This is a genomic window from Proteus vulgaris, assembly GCF_011045815.1.
Lineage (GTDB): Bacteria > Pseudomonadota > Gammaproteobacteria > Enterobacterales > Enterobacteriaceae > Proteus > Proteus vulgaris_B.
This window is the reverse complement of the sequence record NZ_CP047344.1, coordinates 1,618,994-1,635,076: the sequence shown is the minus strand read 5'-3', so window position 1 is coordinate 1,635,076 and position 16,083 is coordinate 1,618,994. Positions and strand designations below refer to the sequence as shown.

Here is a 16,083-nt window from a genome sequence, read left to right as displayed (position 1 = left end):
ATGAGCATAAATGCAAGCAAAAGTTATATTTCATGGATGTTCGAAAAATTACAAGAAAGTAAGGAGGTTAAAAATATTGAAGTAGCAGATAATGAGACTTTAGTGGTTATTACCACTGAGGGCGAAAGTTATTCTATTGGAGCAATCAACACTGGTCGGATAACATTCCCTGAACTAAATGAATATCTAGAGAATAAGGAAATTGATTTTCTATCAGTCAAGGGAGGGATTGAATTTATCTCTGGGGATGCAATAAAATTGCTCGAGCAAAAAAAAATAGGAGTGGATTCATTTGGGCATATTGCATCTTCTTTAAGAACTAACAATCCATTTGAACATCTTGATAGAGAACATTTTTTTATTAATAGAGTATTCCAACAACATTCACATGTAAGCTCTGTAGAGCGAGAAACCAACAAAAAATATAGAATTAAAAGACGTGGGATGGCGGATTTGGTTATTGTTGCCGTGAATGATTATGATATGACTGCGGGTTCTGTAAGGGATGCTATAGGACTGCATGGCAACTGTGATATTGTTTTTGCTTCCAATCCTAATGGACGGTTGACAACTCCAGCAAAAGAAGTCGCTGAAAGTATTGGAGTGGAACTTTACAAGTTGAGTGATTTATTGCGAAGAATTTCACAGTAGTGGACTTTAAAAATACAATTAAACCTATCTGTGATATTATTATATGTCATAGTTTATATGTGGTCGATGTATATGTATTCGGGTCAATATTAAAAAATTTTAGTAATGCAAATGACATTGATATACTTGTGATAGGTGATTGTATCGACGGTCTGTTATTAAAGAGAAAGCTGCGAGATCTGGATTTGTTTATTCCAGTTCATGTTATCTCAATGACTCGTTCTGAAGAGTGTGAGTTGAATTTTATTAAATCTGTTGGAGCTTCTCTGCTTGTTATTGATAAAAGCCTTGAAGTTGATTTTGTATATGATAAATGACAGGTAACATTGGATTCTGTTTCAATTAGCATTTTGTGGATTATCGTCTCCTTTTCATTCTTATGTAGATCACAAATAGGATCACTCCTGAGATCACGCTAACACTTTCTCTTTCTGATATTACTGTTAGTCATGAGGCTATGGAGCAACAAAAACTATCAGCAAAGCATTAATCCGATTGGAATAGCTCTTTTTTGAATTAATTTAATGTTCGTTCCTAACACAAAACCGACCACCAACGAATATATCCTTTTTTAGCGATCTCTCGTACTCAATAACTAAACTAACTATCTAAACTCTTTCCATCACCCACCATACTCCCTCACATCAATATAAAAATACTGCTTTCCTAGTGAGGTTGTTGACATCTGTCCTGAAACTATCATGGAATGAGGAATAATACGGTTACCTCGTCCACAAAGAGTTACTCTAATCGTTTTTCCTCCCATCGAATCCATCATACCAATATGCCCTATTGTTGTGATTAATACCGCACAAGGGAAACCAACATCCACGCCACTCCAATTATTTCCTGTGAGCACAAAGTTATTTCCCTCTAATAAATTAAGCGGTCTTTGGCTTGAAGCGTGTGTAATAACACCTTTATGATAGATTTGAATTCCCCATTTTTGAGGATGAAGTGAAATATGATAAGAAGACTTCACAAATACATAGAGCTCATATTCTGCTGAATTACCTTGAATAGTATCGATTAAATTCACACACCACGCATTATTCTCATAAATCACTTCAGATAATCCACCTAATGATGGATTAGAGGAATTAAGAACTCGAATAAAAATAAGTGGTACTGCGTTATTATTACCTTCGATAACTTTAATTAGCCCTGGCTTAGTTTTTATCTTTTTTAAAAATACGGCTGATTCATAGGGTGTTAATTCTTCGGTAATGCCCTGATTAAAAAATAATGCACCATATTTACTCATTTAATTAGTACCATAATAATTCCATTAATCGATTGACTACCGCGCAGAGAATTCCACGAAATTTTATTATTCTCGACTTTAACAGTGAAATAAGATCCTCGATTTCTAGCAACAATATAGGCGGCCAATGACCGCCCTTTAGGAATATTATTATAAGTTTTACTGCCATTTTGAGTGACCGCTATTTGGTCAAAAATAAACGAACGCCCTGTGATTTTTATTGGCATTCCTTTTTCATATATCTCTATTCCCCACGACATGAAAAGTCCTCTACGGCATCAGGAGATACCCATCCTCCCAAGAATTTAAATCCTAATTGAGGTACAGCATGATAAAGAGGCCCTTTAATGGTTTCTCTCTTTTTATCAAACTTCACCAATACAGGTTGTTGATAGTGAAAAGTTTTTATTTGGTAAACACCTTGGCAATCGACTTTTTTATATCCAGAGGTACACCCTGACAATAATAATGCTGTAATTAAAACAATAAACTTCATACGCTACCCTAAATAACCTATTTTTGCCGCTAACTGATTGTTTTCATCGTAAACATAAATAGTATTATTCGTGATCACTAACCGCCCTTTTGTTCCTCCTGAGTTAATATCTAACCGTCCACGAAATACTGCATCATTTAATTCCACATTCCCTGTTGTAGCATCAATATTAAATCCTTTCTTGCCCGCTGAATAATTAGTGGATGTGATTTTTTTACCTACTGATAATTTATCAATAGTTGCCTTGCTAAATAACGCATCATTGAAAAAAGCTTGTCCATTTTGGATCACAAACGGTGTCACCACTTTGCCGTTTAATGACGATATCACCGCAAAGTTTTGGGCATTGACCAGAAATTGACTATTTCCTTGCGCATTAAACCCTAAACCAATGCCAGTAATGACTTTATTCCCTTTGCTATCTTGCTGAACTTTCATTGTCCATGATGCCGAAATTTTGCCATTTATTTCTGTGACCACTTTCGAAGTTTGTTCGATTTTGGCTGAACTTGTACCCACTTGGCTTTCTAAGCGAGTCACTTGTTGGGCGGTAGAGATAACTTTGCCTGAAACCTCAGTTACTTTAGTTTCAAGTTGGTTTACCGCATTCGCCGTTGCATTGGCTTTCTGTTCGCTGGACTTAGGTACTTCATTCGCCACAAACCCCTTTGGTGCCACCGATTGCTTGTTATTGGTGTAAGTGCTGGTGATAATTTGATGGTTAACACTTTTGTGTTTAGTTAACTGATATTTTGCCCCTCCCCGCAAATAAATATATTCCACAGAACCATTTATTAATTGAGCGGGTCCCATCACAGGAGATTGATTTGTCCATCGCCAATCAAAATTATCAATGATGCGGTTTTCAGACTGGGTTCCCCATCCAGAACCACTCACTTGCCATTCAACAATCATGGCAAAGCCTTTGGTGCTGTGAGTCGCATAGCTGGGTTTATTGTCTGAATATTGCCCTAAGGTTCTAAAAACCTTAAAGGCATAACGTCGAGAGGTCACTAAAGGCAAAATAACCGGATAATAGGTGTTTTCATTGAGTTTTGATAAATCTAAATCCACCACCACAGACTCCATTAAATCAGCTTTCACTTTATCTAATTTGCTGGATAACGTTTGTACCTGAGAGGTTGCGGACGTCACTTTGCCATCGATATTCGACACTCGAGTATTTAACGCATTTACTGCACTGCTATCGGCTTTCCCTTTCAGAGTTGAATTGAGCGTTGAAATCTCTTGCGTTTGGGCTTGCTGTTTCGAGGTGAGGGTTTCTAATGATTTATTAATCGCTGAAACATTTCCATTCATCCGTGTTTCCAGTGATTGTCGGGCTTTCGCTTCTGCTTGGTCGCCTGTAACACGTGCTTGTTTCTCGGCGGAAATGAGCCCTGCGGTGACTTTAGATAAATCATTACCGGTATAATCACCACGAAGTTGAGTGGCTAAGAATTGGCGTTGTTGAGCCTCCGCTTTATCAGCTTCAGCGCGAGCTTGTTGTTCTTGGTTAATTACTGCTCCTCGTGCAACTTGCTCCGCTAAAATCGCATCATGGTTTGCTTTCACTTGCGTGTTTAACTCAACAACGGCTGATTGGTCAGCTTTGCTGTTTATCTCGCCCAATAAGTCTTGCGTTAATTGGTCTCGGCTAATTTGACCCGCTAACTCATCAAGAATTAAATCAGTTTGAGAAGAGCAAGTACCCGAAGCTTCCACAAAAGGTGATTTGCCATAGCTGTTGATTGTTCGAACATAAAAATAATACGTATGCCCTGCTTGTAAATTCTCTTGCGTCCAGAAATTCCCTTGGCCAACTTTGTTTGTTTTGGTGATCACTTCATTTTCAGAAAGATCAGCGAGCTTTTCCTCACTAAACCAAAACTCAAAGGTATAACCAAAGACAGCACTATCGCCTTGTTTCGGTGCAATGGTCAGATTAAATAAGCCAGAGGTAACATCAATATGCTCAGGAGGCGGTGGTGCTTGAATAGCAAAATCACTGATAGCGGGTGCCGACATCGCGCCAGCCACATTTGTTGCTCTAACTTCAACACGATAAGTGCCTCGTGCTAATCCGTTAATATCAACACGCTCAGCTGGTACCTGAATAGATTGAATAACATTGCCTTCTTGGAGAATAGTGACGGTGTTATAACGCACATCAGTAGCAACATTCTGCCAAGAAAGCGTACCTTGCACGATGTCACTGACTGCAAGTGGAACAAAGGTAAGATTAATGGGTGAAGCAACACCACCAGTGGGCAAACTCACAAACGGCGGACGCTCAAAAGGCTTGCCAATCACATCTTCATATAGATAGGCACCATCCTCTTCCAGCATTAAAGCCACACCGTCTAATGCATGAAATGCCCATTCAGCAATACGGAATTCCAGCCCACTAATCCCCAAAGAAGGTAATTCTAAAAGCACAACTTCACCCGGACGATAAGCATAGCCGTCTAAGTTCATCGTGAGTTGAACTCGTCTTCCGGCTTTCTTTTTGCGAAGATATTGTCGGGCTAATCGTTGGGCTTGATAAGGGCTGGTGACAAAACGATAGTCGATGTTCTCTCGAATTTCTATGCCATCCTCTTTCACCCATTCGTCCACAATCACAGGCGTGAAATCGGTTTTTGTGTATAACTGTTCGGCATCAATAAACGTGCCATACACCGCATTGGTCGCGTCTTTTAAGCCTGTTTCAGGGGTACAAGTGACAGTGCCAATCAATTGTGATTCAGTGATGGTTTTTATTGCCGGCCCATAATAAGCGCCGATTTGAATACCGTGTTTTCCTGCGGTGAATGTCGGTTCAGCGTTGATGCATTTGTGCATTGCTTCCAAGACACTCGATGGACTCTCATTTAAGTCATAGGCGCCATTAAGGGTATATCGCGACTCAAATCCGCCTTCTGGCAGACTCACTTTTTCATCACATAAATCGGCTGCTTGTTTAAAGCTGTCAAAATCAATATCCGTATCAGGCACTTTTAAATAATGGCGGTAATAATCCAAAATGACTAAAGCCCCATTATTACTCCATGCTGTTTGCCCAGTGCGAGGATCAAACAGATGTTTTCCCCAGACTTCACATTTCACATTGGGTAATCCATAAGGGAATTTTTCTTGGTCAAACGTGAGTGTCACACGTAACCACGCCAGACCTCGACCAATCATATCCTCTTTCCATGACGGGCAATTTTTAAGCATAAAGGGATCGACATCTTCCCTATCGTTATGTAATTCCCATGAGGCTTTATCACCAAACGTCTCAATGAGATCATCACCCAACCAAATCTTCTCGATTTTCTCTATGGAGTGCCCTGCTAACGCTAATGCCAGTGTGATTTTTTCATTTTCATCTTGTTCACCGGCTTCTTCTTCAGCAAAGAAAAGCAAACCCGATATCACTGTTTTTCCGACGATCACGGTTTCAGGGGCAGACGATGAACGTAACATCTGTTTGCGTTCACCAGTATCTCGATAATTCATTGACGGAAGTTTCGGCTTAAAGATCAGCGAACCCGCGACTTGAACCGCGACGCCTGCTGCCATCAGTGCCATGCCCATCGCCGAGGTGACGCCTCCGGTAAATAGCCCCGCAATCATTAAGCCAGCACCCACGACTTTTGAAATTAATCCACCACTCCCACCCATTATTCCACTCTCCACGCTTTGATTGGGGTAATCTGTACCGGCTTTACACCTTGTGGCGTTACTCCCCAATAATGCCCCGCCCAAACTACCGCTAAACTGTCACCGTCCTCACCTTTGAACAGTACGAGGTCGCCACGCTGAACGCGCTCAATCTCAATGGATTTGAAATAATGTGAAACTGCTTTCTCTAAGGAGCCAAATTTAGATTTGATCAAGTTGAAGGCTTCGGATTTGGTTTTATAGTGATTGAGATAAGGCTTTATTGGCGAGAAACCGCATTGTGCGTAAATACATTTCGAGGCAAAAATACAACAATCAAATTCACCCCATGAAAAAGGGCGACTCATCGCCGCCCTTATGGTTTCAGGTAATTTAAGTGTCCAGTTAGGTTGTTTCATGTACTGACCTTAAATAGCAAAAAACCCACAAAAGTGGGTTTAACAAGACAATAAGATTATTTATAAATAAATGCAGGTGCATCTTTCTTGCTGCCCCAATAAATCGCCCGTTCAGCCATCTGAGCGACATAGCGAAAGATGCGATCACCTTGTCTTCGAGATGACCACGACTCATCGGTAAATCTATCGGGTAACCCGATTGACCATCGCTCGAATCTATTAGAAACATTAACACATACGGCATTTTCTTCGCCAGACACTACATTGATAGATGTGATTTGTCCGATAAATAAGACTTCAGCAAGCAACGGTTTTCCCTCTTCACCGATGGCGACCATCATCAACCGGACTTCTCGTCCTCGACTTTGCTCATTCATCACCATTCCCACCAGCGATTTATCAAAACCGGCTAATTTAAGCTGTAATTGTGGAGGGCTGGTTGTCTTATTTTCTTTCAGCTGACTGATTTCGCCTAAACTTCCTACACCTAAATAGGTTTCCCCCGCAATAATCAGTTGCCCAACACCGGTATGCGCACAGGTGACGCCTGATTTCAAATCGAGTCTGGCGGCTAAAACGATATAAGCCCCCTCATTAATCGCGTTGACCATGGTGTCAGAAAATGGATGATATTGCATTAGTACAACACCTCCTCAAAAGATAACGTGATATGGGTATACCCCAAGCGGCGATGCTGAAATTTCCCCTGTTCATTATCAACAAGCCGAAAAACTCCAAAAGGACGCTCAACCTCAAGCATTTCATTAACAGTAGGTGACGTTCTTAACATCGGCGAAATAAGAATAATGGCACGTCCTTGATTATCACTGACCACATCCGCCACCACCATTTTGAGTTCATTACCCACAGTTAAGCGATCCCCTTGCTGTAACACGCGCATATTGCGCTTCCAGTCCTTTGTTTCTAGCCGATTACCTAATTGGCTTGGTATTGCAATACGAGGCGAACCATATCCATAACGCCCTTTTCTTATCCAACTGGTTATCTTGACTCGCCCCGACATCCCATCCAATGAAGCCACCAGCGCTTCTAACTGGCGCGATTTCTCTTCATTTAAATTATTGAATGTCAGCTCACAACGCCAACGACTTCCCGGAAAGCGCACCGTTTGGCTACTTCCATTAAACGGCGAGGTAAAGGTTTTGCTGTTACTCAATAATTGCCAGTTTTCCTGTGTGGGGATCACCTCTTTTGGCCATTCAAGAATAGACATTTAGACTCCTAATGTTCTGCGTGCTGCGCCATTACTTTGAAAGTCTTGTAACATCATCGCGTGAGCTTTCTGCGCGCCGGCTTCTGTCCCTTGTTGTGCGGCTTCTTTCATTGCTTGAGCAAGTACAGCGTCACCATTTCCTGTCACCGTAATATGATTAACGACTGTCATTTGCACACCACCTGCACGGGCTAACGTCGGTTGCGGTGTAACGGGTATTCGTCCTGCGACAGCGCCCACAAAGCCCCCCGAAGCATAACCTTGCGCCGCATGCATTAAGCGATAGAGATTGCCGACACCCAATTTAGCCGTCGCTTCTTTGGTAAAAACAAACTCACCACCATGCACAATCCCTTTAGGTTCGAATTTCCCGCCATGCCCCGTATAACCACCGTAAGCATGCCCTTTGCTCATCCATCCCATATCAAAGCCCATTGCTTGTCCGCCTGCTTCAATGGCTTTGAAAACCAGCATTTTCATCACCATTCGAGTGATATCGGAGATCACTGCATTGGCAAAATCTTTAAAGCTTCCTTTACCCATTAAAGCAAAATCGGCTAATGCATCAGACATATTATTAAGCGCATTGGTGGTGACGTTTCTGACGTTTTCCATCACATCCATGGCTGACTCACTGAAATCCGATAAGCCTTGTTTTAATCCCGCCATTGGATCACCTTTCATGGCCTCTCGCTTCCTCAGCTCTTCCTCAATCTGCTGCTTAGTGAGTTCGACATTGCGTTGTAAATTCGCTAACTCTTTTTCGCCTAAATCCACACTGGCTTGCTGATACAGCACATCAATCTGACGAAGGGCATTGAGTTTTTCTTGCTCTGCGCGCGACTTTCCTATCAAGGTGGTTTCAAATTGCATCTGCTCAATTTCTTTACCGCGATCATAAGCAAATTGCGCAACCGAATTGGCTCGCGCTAAGTCATCAATGGCTTTTGCTTTTTCTTTTATCGTCTCAATCGCTTTGGGATCGATTTTTAAGATGGCATCAAACTTGTCTTTATTCTGTTTGATATCGGCTAATGCGGATGTGTATTCATTAAAGGAAGAGGTGGTGCCATACAGCTGAATACTTTGTCCATCCGCAATCAGTGAGGCTTGTTTTTCCTCTAATTCCGTTAAGATTTTGGTGTACTGTTTAGCATAATCAATGGTTGATTTGTGGCTGGGCTTATACGTCCGTTTGGCTTGCAGTGCCAGTTGTGCCTCAACTTCAGCTTGTAAGGCCTTATCGTAGCCTTGCATATCTGGCGTAATTTTGCGTGAAGCCAATACATCTTCTGCATTTAATTTCGCTAATACCTTCCCTGTGGCTTGCGCTTTTGCCACTGAACGTTGCGATTTTTCAATCGATTCATCAATCTGTTTAGCAATCGCCGTGGCGGCATTCACTTGGCTATTTGTCGCCTGAAGCGTGATATCAATGAGTGATTCATATTCAATGCCTAAACTCTTCAAACTCGCCTTAAGTGAATTGATAACGGCATCAACATTTTGTAACTCAGTGGCATAGCGTTTATATTCAGGGGCTTGATCGCCCACTTTTTCTTTGAGTGTCGCCAACATATTTTGCATATTGGCTCGCTGACGCTCTAAGTTATTAACTTGCTCTGCATATATCCCCATCGCAGCATCAAGCTCTTTTTGCTTTTCAGCCACTCGTTTAAGGTATAAATCCCCCACACCTTGTTCAGTAAACGCCTTTTCACTCTCAACGCTGTATTTTGATAGACCTTGTAAGGAAATGACCTGTTGTTTAAGCTCCTCGACTTTCTCCAATTGCGCGTTAATGCCCGATGAAACTTTACTTAGATTCGCCACTAACGTGGCATTGCTCATTTTGTTTAACGCTTCTGTTGATGTATCAAGGGAATTAGCAAATTCAATCGATTCGAGTTTGGCTTGTTTGACATTTTCGCTGTATTCGTACAATCCCATGCCCAATGCTGCAACACCCGTCAACACTAATCCAATAGGGCCACCCGCTAATCCCATAACACTGTTGAGTGCTCGCCCTGCCACCGTTGATTGACGCCGAGCGGTTGTTAATGCACGTTGAGCAACGTTTTCGGCGGTTAATGCTTGTGTATAATTTAGCGAGGCTGTTCTTGCGAGTGATTTTGTGGCGATAAGGTTATCGAGTGCGATTTTTTCCGCGTTAGTGCCTCTAGCAACTTGATATTCCATTTTGGCTCTATTGAGCGCCGATGTAGCGGCTTCTTTATCCGCCCATGCCTTCCTCATGGCACTGGTTGCTGCCACACTGTTTGCCTCTGCACTCTGTAATGTGGCTTTCGCCTCATTCAATGTTGCCTGATTTTTCAGATAAGTGGCTTTCGTCCATTGAGAGAGTTTTGCTACCAATGCCGTGACGGCGATCCCTTCAACCACTTTAGCAACTAACGATAGATTATCGGCAAGAGTGGTCATCCCTGTGGTAAAAAGCTGAGTCGCACCTGTACCTTGATTCGCTTCACCGATAAATTTTGTCATCGCCGATTGAAGATTAGTGAAACCTTGGCTAACCGTTGTCACGCTGGTAGCAAATTTTTTATCCACACTGTCGGCTGCACGTTCTAAGGCTTGAATGACTTTTTCAATCGTCATTTCACCGTCTTGGGCTTTCTTCCTTAATTCGCCCACACTGACACCCATTCCGTCAGCGATAGCTTTCGCTAACGCAGGCGTTTGCTCCATCACTGAATTCAGCTCTTCGCCACGTAACTGCCCTGAGGCTAATGCTTGACCAAATTGGATTAATGCCGCTTGGGCTGCGATTGCACTCGCTCCTGAAATCGCCACGGCTTTTGAGACGGTTTCCGTGAGTTCAGCGACTTTTTGCTGACTTAAGCCTAACCGATCGGCATTATCCGCAAAACGTTGATAAACCTGTGCTGTGGCATCCAATGATTGATAGGTTTTTTGGGAAATGTCATAGACCACTTGTGTGGCTTTATTTAACTCGACAGAACTTTCCGTCACCAGTTTTAAGCGGTTCTGTAATTCCGTCCAACTATCGGCATAATTAATGACTTGATGAATGGATAATGCACTTGCGGTGACACTCGCAAAACGGGCAAAAAGCGCCGAGGATTTTGCGGTTTGCGATACCATTCGCTCTTGTTGTACGGTGATAGCTTGAAGACTGACGCGAATACTTTGCCCAAATTGTTCTGTTTGGCGCTGGCTACGGTTGATCGCATTTGTGAAATTTGCCGTATTCAGCGTCAAATCAATATTTAATCTACCTAATGCTCCCGCCATAAATTCAATCCTTGGTATGAACACTACAAAATCAAACTTTCACCCTGAATAAATGCAATATTCCTTGTTATTTGCTATTGATTTAATTATTGATAAACTGAAATTTCGAATAATAGAGGGGGTTTTATGAGACTTATTCTGGCGTTATTACTACCTTGGTTACAATTTTTCACGATTGGTCGCCCATTTGCTGGCATCTTCTGCCTTATCCTACAAATCACCTTAATTGGATGGATCCCTGCGGCTATCTGGTCGGTTTATGCCCTTTCTCAATATAATACGGACAAAAAAATTGAGAAAATGTCTCGCGGTGGTTAACGATTAAGCCCCACTGATGTGGGGCTATCGATTAGCTAATACACTCTCAGTGACATTATCCCACACCTCTTCTTCCGTGATTTTCTTCTTCCACATCGGCATAAAATCCATCAATTCAGGCGGAGACGTTTTCGGATCACGATTTATCATCGCGAGAAGATGTGCCACTTGTGCCATCCGATAATCCTCTCGCCATAAACCAAAGGGCTGTTTGCGATAAAAGGCCTCATATTCACACAAGTGGCTTTCAGGCATTTGCTCTATTTCCGCGAGGGTTTTTCCCAATGCCAACGACAATATCAGTTGGAATTGTCGTCGGTCTCCGAGTTTTTTTCGCTGTTCCCCGCTTCGGCCGTAAACACCGCATTAGAGAATCCTTGCCCTAAACGATTAAGACCTTTTAAATCTGCTTCATTTTCAGCATCAAAAAGCAGCTCTCCTTTTTCATTACACAACTTAAAGGCCAGCATTCTGGCAACATCATATTCATCGTAGACACGATTTATCGCCTCATTAAATTGTTCGGGATCGTCTTCGTCTAAGTAAATATCCTGCGCTTCGGCGAGCTTGATTTTAATTTGGCGAAGTTTGCGCTGAATGTAATTCATGGTGCCAACATCCAGCTCTTTGACATAAAAAGTGTTGTCTAAATAGGTAAAAGGCGTCACTTTCAGTGCTTGGTTTAACACTAATTCACGCAATAACGCGTTAGACATAATCACTCCTAAGTTTTTTATCGAGAAGGGAGAAGAGAAATAATGAGGTGGATGAATTAAGGGGTTATTTCTTCACATTCAAATAATCACGGCCAGACAATTTAATCGAGATCCCCGAATCCATCATTTGCCCTACACTGCCATCAATGTTCATACCTGTCTCGACGGAGCCGTAATAAAACATGGATCCTTCATCTCGCGTTAAGACCATTTTCACTGCGAATTTTTCTTTGCTGTTTTCATATTTACGCAAGAGTCGCTGCACATCACTGGAGCTATAACGTAAGAAGAAGGTCAATTTAATTGAGCCGTATTCCGTATCACCGGATTCATATTCCTTGCCATCACTGCAAATGGTGGTGACATCAATTTGTTCGGTTGTCGAACCGTCTTTACTGAAACTTTTTACCGCACAGAAATTATTAGACCATTGAATACGTTGTGCTTTGGCGTTTGAAAAATCCGTAGGTAGCGTTTTATCACTCCAATCCACTTCGTCGCACAGGGTCACTTTATTGCCATCAACCTGTGCAATGGGAAAACGCCCATCTAACTCCCCTAAACCCGATAACATAATCATGTCATCCGCTTTCAGTTTATTATTGGCGATGGTAATGGTTGCGGGTGATAACGTCGCTTCCGTCACTGTCATCGCCTCCCCTAAGCCTGTTTGCACAAAGATCTTCGTGCCGAGGAAAGGCGTCGCTTTATGGTTTTTTGACTTTGCCATATCCATTCCTTATTTATCTGATGAAATCATTAATTCAAGAACAAGCCGATGCAATTTGACATCCGCTTCATACCCAAAGACCGCATTCATTCGTTGTGCAAATGGGATTGCCTCGATAATCTGAGCCTCGATTTTTTTACGCAAGACCATGAGAGGTTGTGGTTGTGGCGCATACACATCAAGTTGCACGCGATAGTTGTCTAAATCCGTATCCTCCAGCGCACTGTTAGGCGTGATGCTGGCAAACTGGATCACAATGGCGGGATAATGCCCTTTGCCTTCAGGTAATACCTGAAAAAAAACCCTTCCATCGACAAGCGGTGAAAGGGTCTCTTTTAATTGCTGTATCATGATCTCTACCTTACTTTTTCAATGTCCTCTTTGAGTGTTTGAACAATCACTTTAGCCGTCGCTTCCTTTTTCGCTTCAAAACTGGGCCGCATAAACGGTTGTGCGGGCATCTTGGCGGTACCAAACTCGACAAACCACCAATAAAACGGATCATTCGGGTTCAATGCCGCACTTTTTCCCGTTGCCTGTTTAAAGGCAGACACCTTTTTACCCGATAATGATTTCACCCAAATGCGCGTTTTAACTTGCCCATTGCGCTGCACTTTCGTTTTAGAACGAATATTGCGCTTGATGGTGCCTTTGCGTCGATGAGGCACCGTTTCCTTAAGAATAGGTACTCGATGTTTGATTTCTTCTTTTAACGCCGAAGCCCCTACATTCATCGCCTTACGCGCGCTTTGATTTCTAGTTTTACGGGCGATGTCTTGCATTCGTTGAGCGAGTTCAGACAATCCACTGATTTTAATTTCACCCATCATTCACGCCCTCTTTGCACATTAATTGAAGCTCACGATGACGCTCATAAGGGTCAATAATCGAAATAATATTAAATATTCGCTTACCCCATACAATACGCATTGAGGTATCGATATCAGCGATATAGCGAATAAGAATTCGCGTTGTGGCCTCACTTTGTACTTGCTGGGCTTGAAAATATTCCCGCCCTTGATAAGGCATGATCGCTGCACGTACTTTTGTCGCATGATCCGTCCAAATCACATCATTGCCACTGATGGCATCAGGCGCTAATACTGATTTTTGAATATGAATAGTGTGGCGTAATCGTCCCGGATCCATTAACTACCTCGCCAATTTCGACAAAGCAGTAGCAATCGTTCTACTGCTTTATTTTCATATAACGGAATTTCACTTTGACTAGTTCGATGTTCAAACATACCCCCCAGCACCAAAAGCATGGCCGATTTCACTTCATAAGGGATATCATCAGGTGATTTCCATGTGGGTTCATCACACCATCTCAAACAATAATTTAATGCGCTTTGAGCATAAAATATAATCTGCTCATCACGATCATCACCGCTGTATTCGAGATGCTGTTTTAATAAAGAAAGAGGAATGACATCTAAGATATTCATGATGTAATACGGGATAGTTACCTACCCCGACCTATTACTTAAGCACTTCTTCCAGACGTTGGGAAAGTTCCTTTAATTAAGGCTTGAGGGCGATAATGGGCTAATGCTAAACGCTCTTCACACAAAATGGTCAGCATATTCTTCACAAAGTTATCACGATCTTCTCGACTCACTTCGATAACTGCATTCATTCGATCCCATACTTGAGACGCCAAATCAAATGCACCAACAGTAAACTCGCCTTGTTTTTGTGCTTTTGTGGGAACAACAGGTAATCCCCACATTACATTTGAAGTAAACGCTTGTGGGCCACCAAAAATATAACGCCCTTCTTTATCTTTCATTAACGCAATGGCATGCCAATCACGAGGATTTAAAATAATACCGGAGGCACTAAATTCAGATTCTGTCACCTGATAAATGGCATGAGCAATCAGATCAGCATGCGTGTCACCCGTAGCACTCAACGTGGTATCATAGGCAGTGGCAACATGATTAATCCCCGTCAAATTATCCGCAGTACCGTCACCATTAAGTAATTGCTCCTCTTCCACTAACGCTAAGCCATACAATAAGCGATTATTAACGTAAGACTGTAACTGCACAGCATCATCCATCACTTGGCGAGACGCTTGGATCCAATGAGCAATAGTGATCACATTTGCCGTTTGTTTTTCAAAAGTCAGATTAGATTCTGGTTTCTGTGCCTTTTCTTTCACGGGTGCCGCGCTATTGGTAAACAATTTTTCGCGTACATATTCCAGTGAGTTACTGGAAATACGACCTTGTGCTAATAAATCGCGGATAACTAAACGACGCATACCCGGCATAATAATACCCGGTACTTGCATCGGCTGAATGAGAACACCGGCTGAACTCGCATCACTGCCTAATGATTTATTAAAAGTTTTCACTTCATAAGAAGCCTGACTCCCATTCCATGATTTTGTCAGCGCTTCTGCTGCTCGCTCAGAAAAATCTTTTTTCACATTAGGATCATCAGCGCTCGTTGCCCCTTTCTGCTCTAAATCAAACAGACGTTCACCGGCTTTTTTTAATTCCTCTTGAACTAAGACTAAATCTGTTTGTAATTGCTTTGAAACTGCGCCAGTAGCTTCAATTTCTTTCTTTTGTGCATCGAAGAGCTCTTGCACCTTTTTTTGTGATCCTTCGATGGCTTCTTGGATAATAGCTAAGTCAGACATATTCTATCCTTTCAGATTAAATGCATTAATTTGATTAACAATGGATGCGACTAGGGATTGTTGAGTGTCATCGGACTCACTCCGAATAACGGATTTGAAGCGGGAAATAAAACCGACTGCTTCTGATTTTGATAAACCGGCTGACTCTCTCAGCCAATCCTCAATATCTCGGATCGTTAATAACCCATCGATGCTCTTGAGTGATGAAACCTGTGCTTGGTCATTAGCGGGAAATGTACAAATACTGATTTCACGTAACAGGGAGATATTTTTAAAAATACGACCTGAAGGTGTTCGCTCAAAGTCATTACGCAGACAACCGAATCCGATAGAAAGCCCGTCAACCGTGCCATGCTTCATTGCCGCTTTTAGATCTTGAGCCGCACTATGACCGGGTGTCAGTTGTCCTCTCACTCGTAATCCTTTTTGATCTTCCTCCATGTACTCCCATTTCCCCACAGGAAGCTCCCAGACTCGATGGTTATAAAACATAGCAACTTTTTGTTTTTGCTTATCTAAAACATGCTTAAATGCACCGGGTAAAATAATGTCACCATCGAGATCTTGATGACTAAATACGGAGGCATAACCTTCGAAAACGCCTTGTGTGCCATCTCCCGTAAATTTGATTTCCGCTTCATCAAAATTCAGTGTTTTTCTAATATCAGGCATTGAACCCCC

General features: G+C 42.2%; 20 protein-coding genes. 3 read left to right on the top strand and 17 right to left on the bottom strand.

From position 1 onward, the window contains the following. Positions 1–651, top strand: a complete 651-nt coding sequence (locus GTH24_RS07555) for a hypothetical protein (protein WP_164526184.1) — start codon at positions 1–3, stop codon at positions 649–651. Continuing rightward, the gene (locus tag GTH24_RS07550; protein WP_164526183.1) at positions 651–968 is read left to right on the top strand and encodes a nucleotidyltransferase domain-containing protein; all 318 of its coding nucleotides are present in this window, start codon (positions 651–653) and stop codon (positions 966–968) included. Before GTH24_RS07555 ends, GTH24_RS07550 begins: the two co-directional genes overlap by 1 nt. A 305-nt stretch (positions 969–1,273) precedes the next feature. Here the strand turns inward: GTH24_RS07550 and GTH24_RS07545 are convergent, their stop codons facing one another. The 8 genes from GTH24_RS07545 to GTH24_RS07510 are packed head-to-tail and all read right to left on the bottom strand — an operon-like array spanning position 1,274 to position 10,985. After that, the gene (locus tag GTH24_RS07545) at positions 1,274–1,915 is read right to left on the bottom strand and encodes a hypothetical protein (protein WP_164526182.1); all 642 of its coding nucleotides are present in this window, start codon (positions 1,913–1,915) and stop codon (positions 1,274–1,276) included. After that, entirely contained in the window at positions 1,912–2,175 is a 264-nt protein-coding gene (locus GTH24_RS07540) for a hypothetical protein (protein WP_164526181.1), read from the bottom strand. The genes GTH24_RS07545 and GTH24_RS07540 overlap by 4 nt, the downstream gene beginning before the upstream one ends. Next, positions 2,160–2,411, bottom strand: a complete 252-nt coding sequence (locus GTH24_RS07535) for a hypothetical protein (protein WP_004242498.1) — start codon at positions 2,409–2,411, stop codon at positions 2,160–2,162. Before GTH24_RS07535 ends, GTH24_RS07540 begins: the two co-directional genes overlap by 16 nt. 3 nt (positions 2,412–2,414) lie before the next feature. Continuing rightward, a complete protein-coding gene (locus GTH24_RS07530) occupies positions 2,415–6,077 on the bottom strand; it encodes a phage tail tip protein J-related protein (protein WP_164526180.1) in 3,663 nt (1,220 codons plus the stop codon). Next, positions 6,077–6,475 (bottom strand): DUF6950 family protein, encoded by a 399-nt coding sequence (locus GTH24_RS07525; protein ID WP_164526179.1) that lies wholly within the window; start codon positions 6,473–6,475, stop codon positions 6,077–6,079. Before GTH24_RS07525 ends, GTH24_RS07530 begins: the two co-directional genes overlap by 1 nt. Positions 6,476–6,531: 56 nt before the next feature. Further along, positions 6,532–7,113 carry a hypothetical protein gene (locus GTH24_RS07520; RefSeq protein ID WP_036937593.1) on the bottom strand — a complete coding sequence of 194 codons (582 nt, stop codon included), beginning with the start codon at positions 7,111–7,113 and terminating at the stop codon, positions 6,532–6,534. Next, entirely contained in the window at positions 7,113–7,709 is a 597-nt protein-coding gene (locus tag GTH24_RS07515; RefSeq protein ID WP_164526178.1) for a hypothetical protein, read from the bottom strand. The genes GTH24_RS07520 and GTH24_RS07515 overlap by 1 nt, the downstream gene beginning before the upstream one ends. Continuing rightward, positions 7,710–10,985, bottom strand: coding sequence for a phage tail tape measure protein (locus GTH24_RS07510; RefSeq protein ID WP_164526177.1), 3,276 nt, complete (start codon positions 10,983–10,985; stop codon positions 7,710–7,712). Between the two features lie 126 nt (positions 10,986–11,111). On the opposite strand from GTH24_RS07510, the gene GTH24_RS07505 reads away from it, so the two are divergent. Continuing rightward, on the top strand, positions 11,112–11,303 hold the full coding sequence (locus GTH24_RS07505; RefSeq protein WP_004242485.1) for a YqaE/Pmp3 family membrane protein: 192 nt from the start codon (positions 11,112–11,114) through the stop codon (positions 11,301–11,303). A gap of 24 nt (positions 11,304–11,327) precedes the next feature. On the opposite strand, the gene GTH24_RS07500 is transcribed toward GTH24_RS07505, so the two are convergent. From GTH24_RS07500 to GTH24_RS07460, 9 genes are all read right to left on the bottom strand, one after another. Beyond that, positions 11,328–11,558, bottom strand: a complete 231-nt coding sequence (locus GTH24_RS07500; protein ID WP_004251574.1) for a phage tail assembly protein T — start codon at positions 11,556–11,558, stop codon at positions 11,328–11,330. A 44-nt stretch (positions 11,559–11,602) separates the two neighbouring features. Further along, positions 11,603–12,019 carry a hypothetical protein gene (locus tag GTH24_RS07495; RefSeq protein WP_164526176.1) on the bottom strand — a complete coding sequence of 139 codons (417 nt, stop codon included), beginning with the start codon at positions 12,017–12,019 and terminating at the stop codon, positions 11,603–11,605. Positions 12,020–12,083: 64 nt separating this feature from the next. Continuing rightward, a complete protein-coding gene (locus GTH24_RS07490; RefSeq protein WP_017628356.1) occupies positions 12,084–12,749 on the bottom strand; it encodes a hypothetical protein in 666 nt (221 codons plus the stop codon). 9 nt (positions 12,750–12,758) lie between these two features. Next, positions 12,759–13,100, bottom strand: a complete 342-nt coding sequence (gene gp17 / locus GTH24_RS07485; protein ID WP_087802809.1) for a tail completion protein gp17 — start codon at positions 13,098–13,100, stop codon at positions 12,759–12,761. A 5-nt stretch (positions 13,101–13,105) separates the two neighbouring features. Beyond that, positions 13,106–13,579, bottom strand: coding sequence for an HK97-gp10 family putative phage morphogenesis protein (locus GTH24_RS07480; protein ID WP_087802806.1), 474 nt, complete (start codon positions 13,577–13,579; stop codon positions 13,106–13,108). Further along, the gene (locus GTH24_RS07475) at positions 13,569–13,898 is read right to left on the bottom strand and encodes a phage head closure protein (protein WP_087802803.1); all 330 of its coding nucleotides are present in this window, start codon (positions 13,896–13,898) and stop codon (positions 13,569–13,571) included. The genes GTH24_RS07480 and GTH24_RS07475 overlap by 11 nt, the downstream gene beginning before the upstream one ends. Continuing rightward, positions 13,898–14,197, bottom strand: coding sequence for a head-tail connector protein (locus GTH24_RS07470; protein WP_164526175.1), 300 nt, complete (start codon positions 14,195–14,197; stop codon positions 13,898–13,900). The genes GTH24_RS07475 and GTH24_RS07470 overlap by 1 nt, the downstream gene beginning before the upstream one ends. A gap of 38 nt (positions 14,198–14,235) precedes the next feature. Then, positions 14,236–15,402 (bottom strand): phage major capsid protein, encoded by a 1,167-nt coding sequence (locus tag GTH24_RS07465; protein WP_087802799.1) that lies wholly within the window; start codon positions 15,400–15,402, stop codon positions 14,236–14,238. 3 nt (positions 15,403–15,405) lie between these two features. Beyond that, positions 15,406–16,074: an HK97 family phage prohead protease gene (locus tag GTH24_RS07460; RefSeq protein WP_164526174.1), complete on the bottom strand. Its 669-nt coding sequence runs from the start codon at positions 16,072–16,074 to the stop codon at positions 15,406–15,408. Positions 16,075–16,083: the final 9 nt, after the last annotated feature.

Bases quoted from the DNA above. Each gene is read 5' to 3' on its own strand.
- GTH24_RS07555 (WP_164526184.1), top strand. From the start codon at position 1: ATGAGCATAAATGCAAGCAAAAGTTATATTTCATGGATGTTCGAAAAA.
- GTH24_RS07545 (WP_164526182.1), bottom strand. From the start codon at position 1,915: ATGAGTAAATATGGTGCATTATTTTTTAATCAGGGCATTACCGAAGAA.
- GTH24_RS07540 (WP_164526181.1), bottom strand. From the start codon at position 2,175: ATGTCGTGGGGAATAGAGATATATGAAAAAGGAATGCCAATAAAAATC.
- GTH24_RS07535 (WP_004242498.1), bottom strand. From the start codon at position 2,411: ATGAAGTTTATTGTTTTAATTACAGCATTATTATTGTCAGGGTGTACC.
- GTH24_RS07530 (WP_164526180.1), bottom strand. From the start codon at position 6,077: ATGGGTGGGAGTGGTGGATTAATTTCAAAAGTCGTGGGTGCTGGCTTA.
- GTH24_RS07525 (WP_164526179.1), bottom strand. From the start codon at position 6,475: ATGAAACAACCTAACTGGACACTTAAATTACCTGAAACCATAAGGGCG.
- GTH24_RS07520 (WP_036937593.1), bottom strand. From the start codon at position 7,113: ATGCAATATCATCCATTTTCTGACACCATGGTCAACGCGATTAATGAG.
- GTH24_RS07515 (WP_164526178.1), bottom strand. From the start codon at position 7,709: ATGTCTATTCTTGAATGGCCAAAAGAGGTGATCCCCACACAGGAAAAC.
- GTH24_RS07510 (WP_164526177.1), bottom strand. From the start codon at position 10,985: ATGGCGGGAGCATTAGGTAGATTAAATATTGATTTGACGCTGAATACG.
- GTH24_RS07505 (WP_004242485.1), top strand. From the start codon at position 11,112: ATGAGACTTATTCTGGCGTTATTACTACCTTGGTTACAATTTTTCACG.
- GTH24_RS07500 (WP_004251574.1), bottom strand. From the start codon at position 11,558: ATGCCTGAAAGCCACTTGTGTGAATATGAGGCCTTTTATCGCAAACAG.
- GTH24_RS07495 (WP_164526176.1), bottom strand. From the start codon at position 12,019: ATGTCTAACGCGTTATTGCGTGAATTAGTGTTAAACCAAGCACTGAAA.
- GTH24_RS07490 (WP_017628356.1), bottom strand. From the start codon at position 12,749: ATGGCAAAGTCAAAAAACCATAAAGCGACGCCTTTCCTCGGCACGAAG.
- gp17 (WP_087802809.1), bottom strand. From the start codon at position 13,100: ATGATACAGCAATTAAAAGAGACCCTTTCACCGCTTGTCGATGGAAGG.
- GTH24_RS07480 (WP_087802806.1), bottom strand. From the start codon at position 13,579: ATGATGGGTGAAATTAAAATCAGTGGATTGTCTGAACTCGCTCAACGA.
- GTH24_RS07475 (WP_087802803.1), bottom strand. From the start codon at position 13,898: ATGGATCCGGGACGATTACGCCACACTATTCATATTCAAAAATCAGTA.
- GTH24_RS07470 (WP_164526175.1), bottom strand. From the start codon at position 14,197: ATGAATATCTTAGATGTCATTCCTCTTTCTTTATTAAAACAGCATCTC.
- GTH24_RS07465 (WP_087802799.1), bottom strand. From the start codon at position 15,402: ATGTCTGACTTAGCTATTATCCAAGAAGCCATCGAAGGATCACAAAAA.
- GTH24_RS07460 (WP_164526174.1), bottom strand. From the start codon at position 16,074: ATGCCTGATATTAGAAAAACACTGAATTTTGATGAAGCGGAAATCAAA.